At 64.8% G+C, this 18,069-nt stretch carries 17 protein-coding genes; 16 read left to right on the top strand and 1 reads right to left on the bottom strand.

The features are described 5' to 3' along the window. Position 1: 1 nt before the first annotated feature. The 14 genes from QF027_RS38040 (at position 2) to QF027_RS37980 (ending at position 13,935) form a co-directional block, all read left to right on the top strand. Positions 2-1,483 (top strand): NUDIX domain-containing protein, encoded by a 1,482-nt coding sequence (locus tag QF027_RS38040; protein WP_307079809.1) that lies wholly within the window; start codon positions 2-4, stop codon positions 1,481-1,483. Positions 1,484-1,523: 40 nt separating this feature from the next. Continuing rightward, positions 1,524-1,787: a hypothetical protein gene (locus tag QF027_RS38035; RefSeq protein ID WP_307079807.1), complete on the top strand. Its 264-nt coding sequence runs from the start codon at positions 1,524-1,526 to the stop codon at positions 1,785-1,787. Between the two features lie 375 nt (positions 1,788-2,162). Further along, positions 2,163-2,339: a hypothetical protein gene (locus QF027_RS38030; protein WP_306974441.1), complete on the top strand. Its 177-nt coding sequence runs from the start codon at positions 2,163-2,165 to the stop codon at positions 2,337-2,339. Positions 2,340-2,509: 170 nt separating this feature from the next. Then, positions 2,510-3,658 (top strand): radical SAM/SPASM domain-containing protein, encoded by a 1,149-nt coding sequence (locus QF027_RS38025; protein ID WP_307079805.1) that lies wholly within the window; start codon positions 2,510-2,512, stop codon positions 3,656-3,658. A gap of 323 nt (positions 3,659-3,981) precedes the next feature. After that, positions 3,982-6,114: a carbamoyltransferase C-terminal domain-containing protein gene (locus QF027_RS38020; protein WP_306974449.1), complete on the top strand. Its 2,133-nt coding sequence runs from the start codon at positions 3,982-3,984 to the stop codon at positions 6,112-6,114. A gap of 3 nt (positions 6,115-6,117) precedes the next feature. Continuing rightward, complete coding sequence (locus QF027_RS38015; protein WP_306974452.1) at positions 6,118-7,194, top strand: hypothetical protein; 1,077 nt, start codon at positions 6,118-6,120, stop codon at positions 7,192-7,194. A gap of 148 nt (positions 7,195-7,342) precedes the next feature. After that, a complete protein-coding gene (locus QF027_RS38010; RefSeq protein WP_307079803.1) occupies positions 7,343-8,254 on the top strand; it encodes a hypothetical protein in 912 nt (303 codons plus the stop codon). Beyond that, the gene (locus QF027_RS38005) at positions 8,242-9,321 is read left to right on the top strand and encodes a hypothetical protein (RefSeq protein WP_306974455.1); all 1,080 of its coding nucleotides are present in this window, start codon (positions 8,242-8,244) and stop codon (positions 9,319-9,321) included. Before QF027_RS38010 ends, QF027_RS38005 begins: the two co-directional genes overlap by 13 nt. Beyond that, positions 9,318-10,565, top strand: a complete 1,248-nt coding sequence (locus tag QF027_RS38000) for an MFS transporter (protein WP_306974457.1) — start codon at positions 9,318-9,320, stop codon at positions 10,563-10,565. The genes QF027_RS38005 and QF027_RS38000 overlap by 4 nt, the downstream gene beginning before the upstream one ends. Positions 10,566-10,610: 45 nt before the next feature. After that, a complete protein-coding gene (locus tag QF027_RS49770; protein WP_373432456.1) occupies positions 10,611-11,285 on the top strand; it encodes a pentapeptide repeat-containing protein in 675 nt (224 codons plus the stop codon). Further along, positions 11,279-12,004, top strand: coding sequence for an MBL fold metallo-hydrolase (locus QF027_RS37995; protein ID WP_306974459.1), 726 nt, complete (start codon positions 11,279-11,281; stop codon positions 12,002-12,004). The genes QF027_RS49770 and QF027_RS37995 overlap by 7 nt, the downstream gene beginning before the upstream one ends. Before the next feature lie 385 nt (positions 12,005-12,389). Beyond that, positions 12,390-12,698 carry a transposase gene (locus QF027_RS37990; protein ID WP_307079801.1) on the top strand — a complete coding sequence of 103 codons (309 nt, stop codon included), beginning with the start codon at positions 12,390-12,392 and terminating at the stop codon, positions 12,696-12,698. Then, complete coding sequence (locus QF027_RS37985) at positions 12,695-13,552, top strand: IS3 family transposase (protein ID WP_307079799.1); 858 nt, start codon at positions 12,695-12,697, stop codon at positions 13,550-13,552. The genes QF027_RS37990 and QF027_RS37985 overlap by 4 nt, the downstream gene beginning before the upstream one ends. A gap of 23 nt (positions 13,553-13,575) precedes the next feature. Beyond that, the gene (locus QF027_RS37980; protein WP_307079797.1) at positions 13,576-13,935 is read left to right on the top strand and encodes a hypothetical protein; all 360 of its coding nucleotides are present in this window, start codon (positions 13,576-13,578) and stop codon (positions 13,933-13,935) included. A gap of 7 nt (positions 13,936-13,942) precedes the next feature. Here QF027_RS37980 and QF027_RS37975 read toward each other — a convergent pair whose 3' ends face one another. Further along, positions 13,943-15,364 carry a PHB depolymerase family esterase gene (locus tag QF027_RS37975; RefSeq protein WP_307079795.1) on the bottom strand — a complete coding sequence of 474 codons (1,422 nt, stop codon included), beginning with the start codon at positions 15,362-15,364 and terminating at the stop codon, positions 13,943-13,945. Between the two features lie 413 nt (positions 15,365-15,777). Here QF027_RS37975 and QF027_RS37970 point away from each other — a divergent pair, with 413 nt between their 5' ends. Together QF027_RS37970 and QF027_RS37965 are read left to right on the top strand one after the other, a co-directional pair. Further along, entirely contained in the window at positions 15,778-16,176 is a 399-nt protein-coding gene (locus tag QF027_RS37970) for an enoyl-CoA hydratase/isomerase family protein (protein WP_307079794.1), read from the top strand. Positions 16,177-16,391: 215 nt separating this feature from the next. Further along, positions 16,392-18,035, top strand: coding sequence for a subtype B tannase (locus QF027_RS37965; protein WP_307079792.1), 1,644 nt, complete (start codon positions 16,392-16,394; stop codon positions 18,033-18,035). The last annotated feature ends 34 nt before the right edge of the window (positions 18,036-18,069 follow it).

Here is an 18,069-nt window from a genome sequence, read left to right as displayed (position 1 = left end):
CATGCCGTTGTCGCACGACCACATCCGCACCACCGTCGAGACCTACCTCGCTCGCCACCCTCACGAGCGCGAGCAGCTCGGCGGCCTCCTGGACGCCCTGGACCGGCCCACCGACATCGCCAGCCGCTCCACCTTCACCGGGCACGTCACCTGCAGCGCGATCGTCGTCGACCCGCTCGGCCGCGTCCTGCACGTGCTGCACCTGGCGAGCGGGAAGGTCCTCGCCCCCGGCGGACACACCGAGCCCGTCGACGAGTCCCTGGCAGCAGCAGCGCTGCGGGAGCTGCACGAGGAGACCGGGATCCCGCCCCAGGCCGTGGCACCGTGGCCCGGCTACGAAGCCGTGCCGTTCGACATCGACATCCACGACATCGACACCCACCCGGGCAAAGGCGAACCCGGCCACCAGCACTTCGACCTCCGGTTCCTCTTCCACCTGCACGCCGCGACCGAGGCGCCGGTGGTGCTGCAGGAAGAAGAGGTCGCCGGCATCGAGTGGCGGCCCGTGGACAGGGTGACCTCCCCCTCCCTACGCGAGAAGCTGCTCAAGCTCACACGGGAGACCGAACCGGATACGGCCAACGCCTCCGCCCTGATCTACAACGACCGCGGCGAGTACCTGCTCCACCTGCGCGACTACTTCCCCGGCCGGATCTGGGAGCCGGGCATGTGGTCCCTGCTGGGCGGCGGCCGAGAGCCCCAGGACGCCACCCTGGAACACACTGTGCGGCGCGAACTGGCCGAGGAAGCCAGCCTCGACATCGCCGACCTGACCCCGTTCGGCACCGAGTACGCCTCCGACGACGCCGGCGCGAGCGTGCCCATCGCCATCTACGCCGGCCGCTGGAACGGCGATCCCCGCGAACTCCGCCTGACGGAAGGGGTGATGCTGGCCTGGTTCGCCCCCGACGACCTCCACCGCCTGCGCATCGCAGACACCACCAGCGACCTCGTACGGCGCCACGCCGCCAGCCTCCCGGCCAGCACCGCGCCACAGAGCGGGCTCTCATCGCACGAGGAGCACCGCCCGACCTCCCCGCACGACACGGTCCTCAACGTCATCGGCGTCCACCTCTACCTGGAACGGCCCGACGGAACGGTGCTGCTCGGGCTGCGCCACCCCGACTCCACGTTCGCGCCCTCCACCTGGCACGTCCTGGCCGGCCACTGCGAGCAGGAGAGCGCCATCACCTGCCTGATCAGGGAGGCACGGGAGGAAGCCGGCCTGCAGATCAAGCACCAGGACGTCGAACTCGTCCACGTCGTCCACCACATCGACAAAGCCGGGGACCGGCCCCGCATGGGCCTGTTCTTCCGCGCCCGGACCTGGACCGGCGAGCCAGACCTGCGCGAGCCGGACAAGTGCACCCAGTGGAAATTCTGGGACCCGACCGCGCTCCCCGACAACCTCGTCCCCTACACCCGGGTTGCCATCGAGGGCATCCGCACCGGACGCCCCTACTCCGAAACGGGCTGGGCATGAGCACGGCCCCGCCGACGCACCCGGACCTCCCCCCGAGGAAGTGCGACAGCTCGCCGAGCAGGCGGTGGGGCGCATCACCACCTGGACGGACGCCTCCTGGGCCCGCGACAGGAGCCGGGTATGGCGAGCTGACGGAGCGCAAGCGGGGGTCTGGTACGTCAAGATCCACCAGAACACGCGGTTCCACCACCGCGAGGTCGACGCTCGTGTACGGGTGGTCACTGACCTCGTTCGCACACTGCGCAACGGGCGCATCGCCCAGTGCATTCACGAGCGAACTGACATATTCCTCGGCGATCTGTGAGACGGCACACCCCTGTACTCGGAGTACGGCACGAGGCAGGCCCGCGGGACGGACGGCCAACCTGTCGCCTTTAACACACCCTATGACTGCTTCGCAATGCCGCTTCATACCCTGCAGCTGCACCCCATGAACCGACGCAACAATTATTCGCCAAAACTGGCTGAACCATGAACCATCCAACGGCACAAATCGATAGACTCCGGACAGATTGGCTGTTGACGCTCGCGATGGTCCATGTTTTCGTCTATTGGCCAGCGGCAGCCTGAAGTAGCTTCTGGCCTCGCGGTCAGTGGCCAGCACAGGTGCTGTTGCTCGACTTTCATTCCGTCGAGCTGAAGGCAAAGAAGGTAAATTCCTCTATGACAGGAGTTTGTGATGTCTTTCAAGCCCGCCTTCGAGGTCACCAAGGTCAAGTCCATGCAGTGGAACCGCACGAAGGTCAACTTCGAGCTGCCGGCGGAGCCGGCCGCCGACGAGGTCTCGATCGACACGCTTCCGAGCGCCGTCCGTGAGCAGCTGCGCAACGCCATCCAGGCGGAAGCCGCTCGCTGAGGCAATAGCTCAGTGAAGAGCTAGGCACACCACACGGAAGTCGGCTGGTGAGGGAATGACCCATCGGATCTGCCTGGGTTCCGTAACCGATCCAGCCGGCTTCTGCTTCTGCACAATGTCTGTGGCCTACAGTGCTTGACTCCCGACTCCTCACCCACCGGACGGTCGCCGTGCCAAGTCTCGTCCATGTCGATTTCAATCTAACAAACGCTTGCAATCTGGCCTGTACGCATTGCCACAGCGCCTCCGGAAAGGCCCTCCCGAGCGAATTAACCACTGCCGAGATCAAAGATGCAGTGAGTCAGGCGCATGAGCTGGGTGCATTAAGCATTGCGTTTGCCGGCGGCGAGCCGTTCATGCGGTCGGACCTGCTGGAGATCCTGCAACATGCCACGAACCTGCCCGGCTGGCGTGTGTCGGCGATCACCAACGGACTGTTCCTGACAGACCGGTCCATCGCGACACTGCTGGAAGCGTGCCCGGAGGTGGGGCTCAACATCAGCGTCGACGGTTCGACCCCCGACAGCTTCGGCCTGCTCCGGGCGCAGCCGGGGGCGACCCCGGCTGCTCGTGCCGCCCTCTTTAGGCGTGTGACAGACGGTGTTCGCCGCGCAGCCAGGGCAGGTCTTGACGTCTCGGTCAATACCACCATGACGAAGGCTGGGCGCAGCGACCTCGTCGCGACGTACGACTTCGCGATCGAAGAGCTCGGCGCTCAGTCCATGGTGGCGATCAAGTTCTTCCCTGCGGGCTTCGGTCGGGAGCACCTGGACCTATACGATTTCTCCTGGCCAGAATGGGCTGAGTTCTTCGCTGACCTGACGCGATTGAGGTTGAGTGGCGGGATTCCTAAGATGCAACTCTCCGTGCCGAGTCCGTGGGAGTTCTACCTCCCGCTTATCGATGCGGAGATAGACATTAAGGAAGCGGAATCCGCGTGGGATTACCGTAGCCCACTCCGAGAGGCTTCCTACGCCAGGTCCCGGGACATTGGTGATGTCGCCGGCTGGGCGGAGCTGTGCATCGCAGGCGACGGAACAGTCTATCCGAGCGTGCTCATGGTCGGAGAGTCCCGTGAACTCTGTGGAAGCCTTCGGGAGCAGTCACTGCAGGAGATCTGGGCGCGGTCGGAACGTCTTTCCGATATGAGGTCCTTGCGTGTCGCGGACATCGGTGGAGGATGCAGGACCTGCAGCCTCCGCAGCATTTGTGGTGGTGGGTCCAGGTCGCGGGCCCTGGCTGACTTTGGTGATGTAAGTGCCACCGACGCCGCCTGTCCGCTGACCACCCCGGTTGCTTCTTTGGAGATCGCGCGTTGAACTCGACCGACCGTGCTGTCATAGGGTCCGGCCCAACAGCGATACGTGTCTACTTCGATAAGCAGACAGCGCAGATCCGCTACGGCACGCTGATAGTGGACCTTAACGCCGACGCCGCCGAACTCGTTCGTCAGGTTGCGGAAAATTCTCCGACAGATATCAAGGCCAACAGTGAAGATCGTTCTCGTATCACCCTATCCCTGATCTGCAGCTTCTTGAACGACCTGGCTGACCATGGCGTACCAACCGACGCGTGGGGAGCGGATTGGTCCAACCAGTGTGCTCGGACTTCCGCAATGGCGCCTACCGAAGGACAGTAGCCGATGCACAAGTACGTATTGGGTATAAGCATGTCCAGCCATGACAGGTCGGCCGCGCTGTTGCGCGACGGAACCGTGGTCGGCGCCGTGGCGGAGGAACGTCTGGACCGTCGCAAACGGTCTCAGGGCTTCTACGAGGGTGACTCGGGCGGCCTTGTATTGCCACCACTGCGGGCGATCGCGAGGGTGCTGTCCGAGAGTGGAATCGGCCTGCATGAAGTGGATCTCGTCGTATGCGGCAGGTCTGTCCGCACTTGCCGGGACGAACTGATCAAGGCTCTTCCGGTGGACCCAGAGCGAGTAGTCGAACCTCCCGCGCCTGGACACCACTTGGCGCATGCCTACAGTGCGTACGCCACAAGTCCGTTCAAGGACTCGGCTGTGCTGGTGCTGGACGAGCAGGGTTACCGCCATGACGACGGCCGATTCGAGCGTGGATCGTGGTTCCTGGGCGAGAGTGGAGTCCTGCAGACATGCCGCCGGTTCACAGGCACCAGGACGAATCTCAGCCTGGGTATGTTCTTCGACGTCTTCGCGGCTCTTACTGGCCTTTCGGAGGCCGGCCTGCCTGCCGCCGGCAAACTCATGGCCCTCGCGTCCTATGGTCGCGCCCATGAGGACTGGCCCGAGCTCGTGTCCCTCGCCGCGGACGGTGACGTCGACGTAAGTCTGGAGGCGCTCGACCATTTCCTGGAATCCGTGGCGGGTGTTCCGGTCTTTCCGGGCCATCGCAATCGGCCGGCCGGGAGCTTGGAAGGGTTCGACAAGAAGTACCGCGCGGTGCACTGGGGGACACCACTTGCCGCGGACCTCGCGGCTCATGCGCAGGCGGAGCTCGAGCGCGGCGTGCTGCACACCGCGGCAACCCTACGGCTTGAGACCGGCGCGAGGCACCTCTCCTACGCCGGAGGCGTCGCCCTGAACTGCACCGCCAATTCCCGCCTCCTTGAAGCGGGATTCGAGGACGTCTTCGTCCAGCCCGCTGCGACGGACGACGGCTGCGCCATCGGACTCGCCTACTACGGATGGATCGAGGTCCTCGGCAGATCCCGAGAGCCCGTCAAGAGGTTCTCCAGTGTGCTGGGGCCCCGCTACACATCGGCTGATAGCAAGAGCGCCTGGGCCGCGTACGGACTCGAAGGGCATGTGTCGAGCGCGGAACCAGCTGCCGTTGCCGGTCTGCTGGCGGAGGGCAAACTCGTCTGCCGTGTCGACGGTCGATCGGAGTGGGGACCGCGGGCACTGGGCCACCGGAGCATCATCGCTGACCCTTGTCGTCCGGGTATCGTCGAAACCCTCAATTCCAGGGTCAAGTTCCGCGAGCCGTTCCGGCCCTTCGGTATCAGTATCGATGCTGATCAGGCGCCGTCGCTACTAGAGCTCGACAGCGTACCGGCGTCGCTCGGCCCCTACATGCTGGCTGTCGCTCGGACGCGGGATGATCGCCTCGGCTCGGTGAGCCATAAGGACGGCACCATCCGCTATCAGCTCGTGGCAGAAGAGGACGGCTCCTATCATCAACTCCTGCGTGCTTTCGGAGACTTGACAGGGCTTCCCGCAGTGATCAATACGTCCTTCAATACGCTCGGCGAGCCATTGGTGGAAACCCCTGAGGACGCTGTCCGTCAGTTTCTGGTCTCCGGCGCGGATGTGCTGGTCATCGGCGACGAGCTGCTGGATCTGACGGCGCTCGATCCTCAGGTGAGCGAGCAATCCATACGGCTTGCGGAGCAGCAGACGGTCGTCGATCCTCTCCACCTGGCTCTCCGGCACGAGGCTGCCGGTTATCCGAAAGCGGCGGCGGAGGTGCTGTCCTTGGCTCCTCCCGTCACCCTCGCGGACGGTGCAGACAAGCTGCGAGAATTTGAGGCTCTGCAGATGCGCCTCGCCATCATCGAGGGGGACACCTCACGGGCGGCAGCGCATGCGCAGCGCGTGTTGGAGCTGTCCGGCATGCCACGAGCGGCAGCCGAAGCCGCGGAAGTGCTCAACAGTGTTTCCTTCAAGGGCCCCCATGTGAATGCGGCAGTTGCGAAGGTGCTGCTGAGTCTCGTGCCTCAAGGCGGTGCAGTCCACACGATCCGAGCTCTGCTCAGTGATGGCGAGGCGCGCCCGGCAGACAGCGTGAAGGAGTAGAGGATGGCTGACGAGATCTTGCTGGACGACATCCCAGACGATGGCGGGACCTGCGTACATGTCGTAGCCGACCTGGATCGGAGCCGGGAAGTGCTCGACGACTCAGGCAACTTCCGGATCGCACGGTTCGACGAGTATGTGCCCGGCCTCTCCAAGAGCTTCTTCCTGGCGGCCGACATGACGGACGGCGCCGCTGCCGCGCGCTGCCACAAGGAACTCGCGGCATACCTCGCGCCGGCCCGTATGCCCGCACTGATCGAAGCATTCGGAGAAGGCGCACGTGAGGTCGTGAGCCTCCTGCCCCAGGGGACTTCCTTCGACATTGTGGAGGAATGTCTGCGGCCGTATGGCCGACGCGTGGCATGCGCCCTGGGCGGGGTCACTCAAGAGGAAGGCAGCACGCTGCTGGCCGCCCTCCGTTACGCCGCGAAGCTCACGGCGGAGGGCGCCGACGAGCACGCCATCCGACAGTTGCAGGGCTGGGTCTGGAACAGGCTGCACGTGGCCGTTGCGGCAGGCGGGCCCTTCGATACCCCAGGGCTGCCCCGGTTCGCACTGGATCGCGGAAACCTCAGCGCCCGAGAGATCGCCCTGCTGACCATGCCGCTCTTCGAGATGGCCGCCTACGGCCGGAACACGTCGATCGCCCACATGGTGCTGTCCGAAATGCACCGAGGCAGGCTCTCGACGGACGAACTCCACGGCGAGAGCCTTCGGTCGGTCGTCTCCCGCGGTGCGGCACTCGTCAAGGACTTGGTGATCACTCGAGTTGCACGCAATGACACCGTTCTCCACGACGCAAAGATCCAGGCAGGCGACCGTGTGCTAGTTGACGTCGTCACCGCCAACCGGCAGTCGCTGATCGAATCCGCCCAAGGCGAAGCGAAACCGCACCTTGCCTTCGGGTGGGGCGCGCACACCTGCATCGCGCGTGAGCTCTCCCTGCAGATTGCCGAAATCATCCTCACGGAAATCACATCGCGGGGCACGCTGACACCGGTCTCCGACGCCGCCGACGACAGGGAAGAGTCACTGCGGTTCATCTTCGAGGCATACCCGGGAAGCCATGCCGCAGCCTGACCAATACACCGAGGACCTCAGCTCGGTCCTTCTGGTCAGCTCCACACCGGACAAGGGTGTGCAATGCGTCCAGCGGCGGCGGAGCCGGCACCAACAGTGGCGTACATCCCCTGGTGTACTGCGGGCTTCGCGGCTAGAACTTGAACCAATGGCCCCGGACGAGGACGAGCTCGCCGCCACGATCAAGCTTGAGATGTACGCCAGCACTCTGGAGCCGGTGCTGGCCTCCACGCCAGTGGCGTCCGGCGAAGTCGACCTCACTCTTGAGATGTGCTTTCGTCGGCGCACCGTCATCGCCGGGAGTGGACGAATCCTGAGTTCGGATGCTGCCACCGACCTTTACCTTGTGGTGTCGCATGCACAGGGCCGGCAACGGAGATGGATACGCAGCCCCGAGCGGCTGCCCGAGCTGGCGGAGGCCCAAGTCAGTCTGGTGCAATCGTTCCGCCCCTCCTCGGAGCCGTTGCACCGGGCAATGACGATGCCAGTAGTCCTCAGTGAGGAGCTTGCGGGAATCGCGGTGCACGAGCTGGTCGGTCACGCCCTGGAAGAGCAAGACCTTCGTGCGGGGGAAAGGGTGCTGCCGGGCCGCGCGCGCGTGACCGCCGGATCATCTGTGGTGATCGATGAAGGTAAGGCGCTCGATGCGTTGAGTGACAGCGTGAAGTGCGTTCATCACCTGCGTGCGATGCACGGTCTCAACTCCATCCTGCGGTTTCCCGAACTGGAAGTGCAAGCAGAGTCCGCAGAGCCTGCGGAGTGTGAAGGGCCTTGGCTGCGCTGTCTTGCGGCGCGCGGAGCGCGCTACTTCGGCCGCGTGGCCCTTTTCGATGTGTTGCATGCTGAGGAGTGGCATGGCGCGGAGCTCGTCTGGTCAGGCCCTGTGAAGTTCACCCTGGATCACGATCGATTGACGGCGGGTCACTTTCAACCCCCCGACGACGGCCCGCTGGCCTGGCAGTTCCTCGGCGGCGAGTGCATCAAGGACGGGGACGCACTGCCCAGCTATGTGGCCTGCCCGGCATTGACGATTCCAGAAGTCCAGGTGTGGCCGGCATGATCCAAACCAGCACCTGGAGCCTCACCCGAATCGACGCCATGTTGTCCGGCTCCCTTCCATACAGCAACGGCCAGGTGCAATACCATGACGAGCAGCACCTACTGTGCCTGACAGTTATGACGGACGACCGGGTGGGCAAAGCTGTCCTGCCCGTCGGCGCGGGCGAGGAACAGATCAGCGATGCCCTGCTCGAGCAGGCCCTGCTCGATGCGGCGCAGCATGTGCCACGAGGTAAGCCAGGGACCGGCCTTGACGAGTCCGATACAGACGGGTCCCCCGCTCTGGGTGACCTGCTCGCACTTGATTGGTTGGAAGAGATCGGCGACTCTTCGGAAAAGGTCGAGTTCTCCGTGCGTCATGCTTCCGGAGACCGGCATCGGGGAAGCTGGCAACGTTCCTGGGTGACGCTGGGGAAAGGGGACAAGCCCTTCGCTCGCGTGCCTGCCTCGGCGGCACTTAACCCCGCGATCGCCGAACCGGACACCAAGGACGGCGAGATGCTGCTACCCCCCTGGATCCTGGGAGAGATATTCCTGGAGACACTCTCGGCCGCTCTCACCTCCCAAGAAGGGCTGGCGAAATGGCCGTCTGCGTCCCTGGTCGACCCCGCGTGGGGACGGGGCGTCGACATGGAAGGCACGGCGAGACGCCCGGTCACTTTCTCCCGGGCAGGCTGCTGGCTGGCCCGCGCCACCGACGCGCGCACACGACTGTCCGCGGCCGGGGAGACCACGGGGCATGCAGGTGCGGGTGGTCCGCACATCCGGGATCTGGTCGTGGGCCCGAACGGGCCGACGGCGCCGTTCCCACGCTCCGCGAAAATGGTCAGTTCTGGTGCCTTGCTCGGCATTGACGCGGGAGGCCGCAACGCGGTCGTTGCGCTGCGGACGGGTGACGGGTCGGGGGCTGGTGAACGAGCGAAGGTGGTCGGCTTTTCTCATCTGGCGGATCTCATGGACAGCGGATCCTGGTGTGGTCCGTGGCAGCGAGGGCCGGGACCGTGGACCTCACGTTGGCTGGCTGTACCTGATGATGTGCTCCGCACGCGAACGAGAGGGCCAGTGTGACCACGGCGGCAGTGAAACGACGCACCACGCTCATCACTAATGCGTTCGGCGTCTCCTCGGTGGGCGAGGGCATCAGAACGGCAGTGTTCCCCATGCTCGCGGTCTCGGTGACCCACGATCCTGTGGCGATCTCCGGCCTGGCAGTGGCGGGTCGGCTGCCATGGCTGGTCATCGCCCTGTTCAGTGGTGCAATCGCAGACCGATACGACCGCCGGCTTCTCATGCTCATGGCCGATGCCTTCCGCGCCGTGGTGCTGATCAGCCTCGCTTCCTTCTTCCTCACAGGCACCGACTACCTGTGGCTGCTCTTCCTCTCCGCCCTCGCTCTCGGCACTGGCGACACGCTCTTCGACACGGCCACCCAGGGATTGCTGCCGCAGATCACCGACGCGGAGAATTTGGGCCGGCTCAACGGACAGATCCAGACGATCAATATGGTTGGCGGCACCTTTGTCGGACCCCTCTTCGGAGGCTGGCTCTTCGCCTTGGGGCGTATTGTTCCTCTCTTCTTCAATGCAGCAACATTCATCATCAGCGCACTCTTCATCACAGCGCACCGGCGACAGCAGGACATTGCGAGCGATGACAAAGAAGCCACGCCGAAGAGCTCGCTTCTCAACGAAGTGACCGAAGGGTTGCGTTGGGTGAGGAATCATGTCCTGGTGCGCTCGCTCATCTTCACTGTCTTCGTCGTGAATCTCACCCAGAGTGCGGCGACGTCCATGCTTGTACTGCTGGCGACGGAAACAGCCGACCTACCTGTTTCCGCCTATGGAGTGCTCCTTTCGGTCAGCGGAGTCGGTGCATTCATTGGCGGGATCGTCTCGACCAAGTTCGGCGACCGTATGGATCTGGCCCGAGTCATTCTTCCCGCCATTCTCTCGATGTGCCCGATCATGCTCGCCATGGGAATCGTCGGAAATGGTTATGTGATCGCGGCGGCTCTCGGTCTTGACTCGCTCATCGGGGTAATCGCAGCAGTGCAGGTCTCGGTACTCAGACAGCGCATGGTTCCCAACACCCTGCTCTCAAGGGTAAGCAGCGTGAGCCAGATGATGACCTTCGGGCTTGCCATACCGTTGGGCGCACTCGGTGCTGGCTTCTTGGCACAGTGGCTGGATGTCCGTGCGGTGTACATCGCCGCAGGTCTTACGGTCGCTCTCTTCTGCGCATTGTTCGGCGGACAGCTCGCCCCGACGAAGATCAGGGCAGCGCTGAAGGCAGTGGAAGCGGAGGCGCAATGAAGACATGGCCGCCTGACCCGATGTTTCTCTTACTGGGATGACCGAATGACAACTCCACGCCCCCCAAGGGGGTTCCGCCAGGACAGGCGAGTTTCAAGATCCGACCCTAACTGTACCGATTTACCTCCTGAGTACTCAGCCCGGAACATCCACATCTCAGACGTTGATTTCTCCTTCAAAGAGTTCGAACTGGTCGACATCGAAACGTGCAACGTATTTGACGTCAAAGTGAATGGCAGCGAATGGGATCGCTGCACGTTGAGTGCACTCCATGTCGAGAGATGCGACCTAGCAAATCTGAAGATGGCCAACTGTGGAGTCCACCGATGCCGATATCTGAGGAATCGAATCACCGGTGCGACTTTGGTTGACGGGTATTGGACGGACGTCCTGCTGCGTGACTGCGTAGCAGATATGAGTAGTTGGCGGTTCACCCGCTTTCAACGCGTCGCCTTCGAAAAGTGCAAGCTCGTCGATACCGACTGGACATCGGCCCAAATGAAGGACGTAACGTTTACCGACTGCGATCTGAGCGACGCGCAGTTCAGCCAGTGCTCCATGGAGCGTGTCCACTTCAGCGGATGCACCCTTGACCGCTTGAAGGGCCTTCCGAGCCTGTCGGGGGCCTCCATGGATCCAACGGATGCCTTGTCGTTGACGTATCAGCTCGCTGCCGCAATGGGGATCTCTGTGCGGGAAATGAGGGCGGATTCATGTTGATCACGAGTTTTTCAGCAGCAGCCTTTGACACCAATTGCCATGTCGTTTCGGCAGGGGCTGGGGAGGAGTGCGTGATCATCGACCCAGGCGTCGGCGTGGTGGAGGTGCTCGAGCAAGTTATCGACTACTACAAACTGCGCCCCACACATGTGTTGCTGACTCATGCCCACTCGGATCATGTCCATTCAGTGACACCGGTTTGTGGCACATACGGCATCGCGACAACTGTTCACGACGCCGATCGGTACCGTCTACATGATCCCTTGGCCGACCTCGAGCCTCACCTACTTCGAATGCTTGAAGAGAATTTCGGGTCAAGGAATTCTTGGCGTGAGCCTGACGAAATCATGACAATCAACCAGGACATGACGCTTGAGCTGGCTGGCCTGGAGTTCAAAGTCACCCACAGTCCCGGCCACACCGAAGGTTCCGTGATCTTTCAAATCAATGACATACCTGAGGAATTGAGTGAGGACGGAAGTTTAATCCAGACCGTATTCACCGGTGACGTCGTGGTGGCCGGGGGGATTGGCAGGAGTGACCTCCCGGGCGGGGATTCCGTGGCCATGCGTCAGACCATTAGTGAAAATATTCTTCCGATTCCGGATCATACATTGTTGCTGCCCGGCCATGGCCCCGCGACCAACATGAAAGTGGAAAGGGGATCCAACCCTGCTCTGCTGACAATTGCCCGCGGGGGCATTGCGGAGAGTACTTGAGCGCTGGTCGACAGCGGTCGAAATCCGTCCCGTCGGCGGGCGGTTACCGGTGACGGTGGGCTGCCGGTCAGGACAGGACCCGGGCAGGTTTGTACTACAGCCTCAAGATCAGTTGTGCTCGGGTGGTGCTCGCCAGGGGCGGAGGCGGGCGGGTAGCGGGTCGCCGCGCCGATTGTAGTGGCTTAGTACTGCAACGGTGCTTGTTCTGATTGCTGGGCAGTTTTCAGGGGCTGTGTCCGCGTCGTTTGTAGTGGCTGATGCGGGCTTGGTGCTGGCGTCGTCGTCGCCAGGTTGACCAGTACAGAATGTCGTCGACTGAGGTTCCCCCGAGATGCGGGGAAAGGTGATAGCAGGTCAGATGGGTCTCATGAGAGGAGCCCAGACGATGCCTGCCCCGAGGAAGTACCCGCTGGAGTTGCGTGAGCGTGCGGTGCGGATGTACCGGACCGCCGAGCCGAAGCCCGTGATCCGTCGCATGGCCGATGAACTCGGCGTGCATCACGAAGCCCTGCGGAACTGGATCCGGCAGGCCGAGGCCGACGCCGGTGAGCGCGAAGACCTACTCACCACCGAAGAGAAGAACGAGCTCGCCCAGCTGCGGCGCGAGGTGCGGGACCTGCGTCGGGCGAACGAGGTCCTGCGGACGGCCTCGGCTTTTTTCGCCGCGCAGCTCGACCCGACCCGGCCCAGGTGAGAGCGCTCCTCGACGAGCACCCGCACCTGGGGGTCGAGCCCGTACTGCGAGAACTGCACATCCCCTCTTCCACCAACTACCGCTGGCGCCAGGCCGAGAAGGACGCCTGCGAGCGGATCCGCCAGGACACCGAGCTGACCGGACAGATCCGGCAGATCCACCAGGATTCCGGCGGGATCTACGGATCGCCCAGGATCCATGCCGTCCTGAAGCGCGAGGGCGTCCATGTCGGCCGCAAGCGGGTCGAGCGGCTCATGCGCCAGGCCGGCCTGGCCGGGATCAGCCCCCGCAGAAGCACACGATGCACCGTGCTCGCCCAGCTGATGCGGGTGCCGCTGCCGCCGCTGGTCACACCCCGGGTGCTCGGCGTGGACGACTTCGCGCTGTACGCCGATACCTACGGCACCCTCCTGGTCGACGCCGAAACCAGACTCCCGCTGACGCTCTGGGAAGGCAGAGACGCCGAACAGCTCAGCCGATGGCTGCGCGGACATCCCGGTGTTGAGATCGCCTGCCGCGACGGCTCGCTCACCTACCGGCAGGGCATCGCCGACGGCGCCCCACAGGCGGTCCAGGTCAGCGACCGCTTCCATCTGTGGCAGGGACTGTCCCGGCGCGTTCAGGAAATCGCCGCCACTCACCGCGGCTGCCTGCCCCACGCTCTTCCTGCCCCCGAGGCAACCGAGCCCGAGCTCGCGAACGCCGCGGCGACGCAACCCGAGTCGGCGGACACTCCGGCCGCCCGGCATGCTCGACGGCTCTTCGAGGCGGTACACGCGCTGACCGATACCGGCCGCTCCTTCAGCTCTGCAGCCCGCCAGCTCGGGCTGGACCGCCGCACCGTGCGCAAGTAGCCCGGGCCCGAACCTGGCACGAGGTGGTCCGCCGACCTCCGCGCCGCCCTTCCACCCTCGACCCGTACCTCGACTACCTGCAGCAACGCTGGGACGAGGGCGAGCACAGCGCCAAGATCCTGCACCAGGAACTCCTCACCAAGGGCTACCTGGGCCACTATCAGCGCGTGAAGATGGCCGTCGCACCGCTACGGCGCGGCCTGCCCCTGGACCGTGGTGGCATGCACTTCCTTGAGATGCGGTACAGCGTGGAGTTGTCCGGCCCCGCCACCTCCTCCCGCACGGGATCTCCGGTGACCAGCACGGATTCCACCGCCTGGACCGGCAGGACCGTCACTGCCGTCCACAGCGGCGACCGCCTCTACAACAGCGGCACCGGCTGAGTCCGGCTCACTTCTTCTTCTGCTCGAAGAGCCAGTCCCGGATTCCTTCGATGGTGTAGGCGGCCCGCCAGGTGCAGACGTGGTTGTCGACGGAGTTCTCCGTCAGGCCGGGCCACACCACCGTGCCCTTCTTCAGCGCCACGAAGTTGACCGGGGTCTTCTTGGCCCGCATCCGGGCGGCATGCGGAGCGAACTCACCCGGTGTCAGCTGGCCGTCCCAGACGGCGCGGCTGATCTTCGCGCCTTCCTTCTCGATGGTGTCCATGATCCCGGTCATGCCGGGGTAGGCCTGCTCGTCCCCCTGCGACACCACGGCCCAGATCTTCTGCTTGGCCAGCGGTTTGACCTGGGAGAGGTCGTCCCACTGTCCGGCCACGAGGAAGGAGGCGGCGAAGAGGTCGGGATAGGTGAAGTCGAGCGCGATCGAGGTGATCGTGCCGCCGGACTGGCCGGTGGTGTACAGCCGCTTCTTGTCGATGCTGTACTCGCCGGCCAGCGAGTCGATGAGCCCCTTGATGGTCTTCAGGGCTGGTGCGTTGCCGTCGCTGCCCTCGTCGTCTTCGCCGGTGAACTGCGGTGCGAGGACGAAGCACTCGTGCTTGGCCTGCTCCGACGGGGCCGCCCAGATGACGGCCCCGAGCCCCTGGGTCAGCGTGATGAGCGGATTCGTACTCGCCGTGCCCCCGTCGTGCATGAACAGCACCAGGGGATACGACGTGGACTTGTCGTAGTTCTTCGGCACGAACAGGTTGTACTGAAGGGACCTGCCGGTGTCGGCGTCCGTGTACTTCAGCTGATGGAAGTCGTCGACGATCAGGTTGTCGACCTTGCTCGTCGTGATCGCCGTGCTGTTCGCGGCGTACGCGTCACCGCCGGTGGTGGTCACCGTGCCGACCTGGGTCACCTCGGCCGACGCCGTCTTCAGCGTGGGACTCTTCATGCCTCCGCCTCCGCCCGGGCCAGCGGACGGAGAGCCCGACGGCGCGGCCGTCGGCGAGGTAGAGGTCGAGGCGGACGCGGAGGGCTGCTGCGAGGAGGACGACGAACCCGAGAAGCCGTCCTCGTACAGGCGTGCCGCCTCGTCAAGGGGCGAGAGCTCGATGATGACGTAGCGACCGTTGGTCCCGTGTCCCGCCTTCGCCGCGGCAGTGTTGGCGTAGACGTTGGTCACGGTCCTGTCGGTGACCTTGAACGTGGCCGGCGACAGCTTCGACGCGTCGATCTCCGTGTCGTACTCGAGGGCCACAGCGGTGAGCTTCTGGCCGTCCCCGAACACCTCGGTGATGACCGTGCCCTCGATGATGTGACCAGAGCTTGCGGCCAGTTGCAGCCCGGCGACGCTGGTACGCGCCGGGCCGGAGGAACACCCGGCCACGGCGGGAACCGCGGTTGCGGCGACGATTCCGGCAAGGAGACTCCGGCGTTTCACTGATCTTTCTCCCTTGATAAACCGACTTGATATGCCGACTCGCACGAGGAGTTCGGCTCGAAAACCCCCGTCTGCACGCGCCACCGGGCCGATCGTCAGCCGTCTCCGGCCGCACCCCGGCCGGAACGTCCGCCCTCGACGGTCACAGCTCTTTCGCGGTGATGGAGACCCTAGGTCCGCTTCGGAAAAATCGTCAACAATATCGTCGACTACTTAGGAGGCTCACAGCGGACACAGAGCGACCCACAGAAGCGCGGGCAAGCCGGCCGAAGGGGTGGAGTTGGACGCCGCGGGTGATCTTGACGGTGGGCGGGTCGGTCACGTCGTCGATCCGCAGGGGGAGTTCGCCGAGGTGGTAGAGAATCATCCGGTCGGTGGGCCGGACCCGGCGGCTGTCCGGATACAGATCGGTCATGGTCTGCGTGCGGCCCAGTGCCTGCCGGACCTGGCGGCGCCATACGGCTGATCTGCGGCCCTCAAACACGGCTGGTGGGGACGAGTCGAGCAGCCGATCTCGTCCCCACCAACCGTGTGCCGACCGCGGAGCAGGCCGAACGCTGGGGTCGGTCTCGCGCCTGGTACCGGACCCCGACCTGGACAGCACCGCCCTCGCCCTCGCCGTCGAGTTCGCCGAGGGGCCGACGAAAGTCTTCACCGCGGCGAAACGGCTGTGGTCCGCCGGCGGGCGGAACGCCTTGCGGCAGCACCTCGAAGAGGAGGCCAGGCTCATCGCGGCCCTGACCGACGGCGAGCCGGCCCGGACCCGCCGCACCACGTCGTTCCTGCCGGCGCGCACCGCGGGGGGAGTGTGAATCCCGCACATGGCAGCCAGGCCTCGCTCCGGAAGTTCTCCTGTGTACCGGGCGGGACGTCTCTGTGAGCCGCCCATGAGGTCATATGGGTCCCCCATGAAACGAGCAGGATCGTTGGCATCATCGTCAACAATTCCCTACGTTCGCAGGAGCGGATCACTCGGTCCGCGACCATCTGCGAGCACCGGCGGGACACTTCCGGAGAGGGCATCAAGTTGAAGCACAAGGCAATCAAGCGTAGGTCGGTCGTTCTGGGGATCGGTGCGACCGCCGGTGTCACGGCGGTCGGCGGCATCGCCGTCAGCGCGCAGGCGTCCAGCGAGACCGCCTCCGACTCGTCGTCTTCCTCGTCCTCCTCGGACGGCCTGGTCTTCGATCCGGACGGCTACACCGAGATCACGACGACTCTCACGGACACCGACGGCACCGCCCACGACGTGACCTACCACTTCTGGAAGGCCATCACGTACGTCTCCAAGCCGGTCGACGAGAAGTACCAGAGCCTGATCGTCAGCGTGCCCGTCGAGATCGACGGCAAGGCCGTGGACGCCTCGAACGCGCCCATCGTCCTGTCGAACGTCATCGCCGGTTACGTCGAGTCCTCGGTGGCGGCGGCCACCGGGATCGGTGGCGCCGTGGGGGCCGGAGGACCCCCTGGCGGCGGCAGCTCCTCCGCGTCGGCGTCTCCGTCGCCATCCGCCACCGCGTCGGCCTCCCCTGCCCCGCCCAGCGGCGGCGGGGCGGCCGCCATGCCGCAGACGGCGCTCCTGGCCGGCTACGTCGTCGTCGAGCCCGGGGCCCGAGGCCGCACGACGACGAACTCCGCCGGCGAGTACTACGGCACGGCCCCGGCGGCGATCGTCGACCTCAAGGCGGCCGTGCGGTATCTGCGCGCCAACAAGGGCCGCATCCCCGGCGACACCGACCGGATCGTCTCCGCCGGCGTGAGCGCGGGCGGCGCCCTGTCCGCGCTGCTCGGCGCCTCCGGCGACAGCCCGCTCTACGACAAGCTCCTGAAGGAGATCGGCGCTGCCGACGCCTCCGACGCGATCTTCGCAACCGGTGCCTGGTGCCCGATCACCGACCTGGAGCACGCCGACGGCGCCTACGAGTGGAACTGGGGCAGCAACGCCACCCAGTCCACCGGCAAGGTCGTCGACCAGACGGTGTCCAAGGATCTCCAGTCGCAGTTCGCCGAGTACCAGGCGAAGTTGAGGCTCCGCGGCCTGAAGGGCTCGGGTTTCGGCACGCTCACGGCCCGCAACTACGACGACTACCTGGTCAAGCAGTACCTGGAGCCTGCGGCCACCACCTACCTCGCCGCGCTCTCGGACTCCGGCCGCGAGACGTACCTGGCCAAGAACACCTTCATCACCTGGAAGAACGGCAAGGCGACCTTCACCTGGGACGACTTCCTCACCCACGTCGGCGCCCGCAAGAAGACCGCCCCGGCCTTCGACGCCTTCGACCTGTCGGCGGGCGAGAACAACGAGTTCGGCGCGGGTACCACCAAGGCCCGCCACTTCACGGCGTACGGCGCCAAGAACGACACCACGGGCCTGACCACCAAGCGTGTCGCGAGCGACATCCCCGCCAAGCTCGACCTGATGAACCCGATGTACCACCTCGTGGAGAAGGCCAACCCGAAGCGCACCAAGCACTGGTGGATCCGCCTCGGCACCAACGACACCGACACCTCGCACGTCATCTCCGCGAACCTGGCGGCGGCCGCGGCGGCCCTCGGCGACGACGTCAACCACCTCTACTACTGGGACCAGGGCCACGGCGCCAACATCGACCTGCCCGACTTCGTGGCCTGGATCGCCAAGGTCACCGGCTACCAGGGCGCGAAGAAGTAGCCCCGGCACCAACAGCCGCCCGCCCGGGCCGGTC

This window comes from Streptomyces canus (genome assembly GCF_030816965.1).
In the GTDB taxonomy this organism is placed as follows: domain Bacteria; phylum Actinomycetota; class Actinomycetes; order Streptomycetales; family Streptomycetaceae; genus Streptomyces; species Streptomyces canus_E.
Note: the sequence above shows the minus strand (reverse complement) of the source record. Positions and strands in the feature narration are given on the sequence as shown.

Excerpts from the sequence above, each read along its gene's own strand:
- QF027_RS38040 (WP_307079809.1), top strand. The coding sequence starts at position 2 with ATGCCGTTGTCGCACGACCACATCCGCACCACCGTCGAGACCTACCTC.
- QF027_RS38030 (WP_306974441.1), top strand. The coding sequence starts at position 2,163 with ATGTCTTTCAAGCCCGCCTTCGAGGTCACCAAGGTCAAGTCCATGCAG.
- QF027_RS38020 (WP_306974449.1), top strand. The coding sequence starts at position 3,982 with ATGCACAAGTACGTATTGGGTATAAGCATGTCCAGCCATGACAGGTCG.
- QF027_RS38015 (WP_306974452.1), top strand. The coding sequence starts at position 6,118 with ATGGCTGACGAGATCTTGCTGGACGACATCCCAGACGATGGCGGGACC.
- QF027_RS38010 (WP_307079803.1), top strand. The coding sequence starts at position 7,343 with ATGGCCCCGGACGAGGACGAGCTCGCCGCCACGATCAAGCTTGAGATG.
- QF027_RS49770 (WP_373432456.1), top strand. The coding sequence starts at position 10,611 with ATGACAACTCCACGCCCCCCAAGGGGGTTCCGCCAGGACAGGCGAGTT.
- QF027_RS37995 (WP_306974459.1), top strand. The coding sequence starts at position 11,279 with ATGTTGATCACGAGTTTTTCAGCAGCAGCCTTTGACACCAATTGCCAT.
- QF027_RS37990 (WP_307079801.1), top strand. The coding sequence starts at position 12,390 with ATGCCTGCCCCGAGGAAGTACCCGCTGGAGTTGCGTGAGCGTGCGGTG.
- QF027_RS37970 (WP_307079794.1), top strand. The coding sequence starts at position 15,778 with ATGGTCTGCGTGCGGCCCAGTGCCTGCCGGACCTGGCGGCGCCATACG.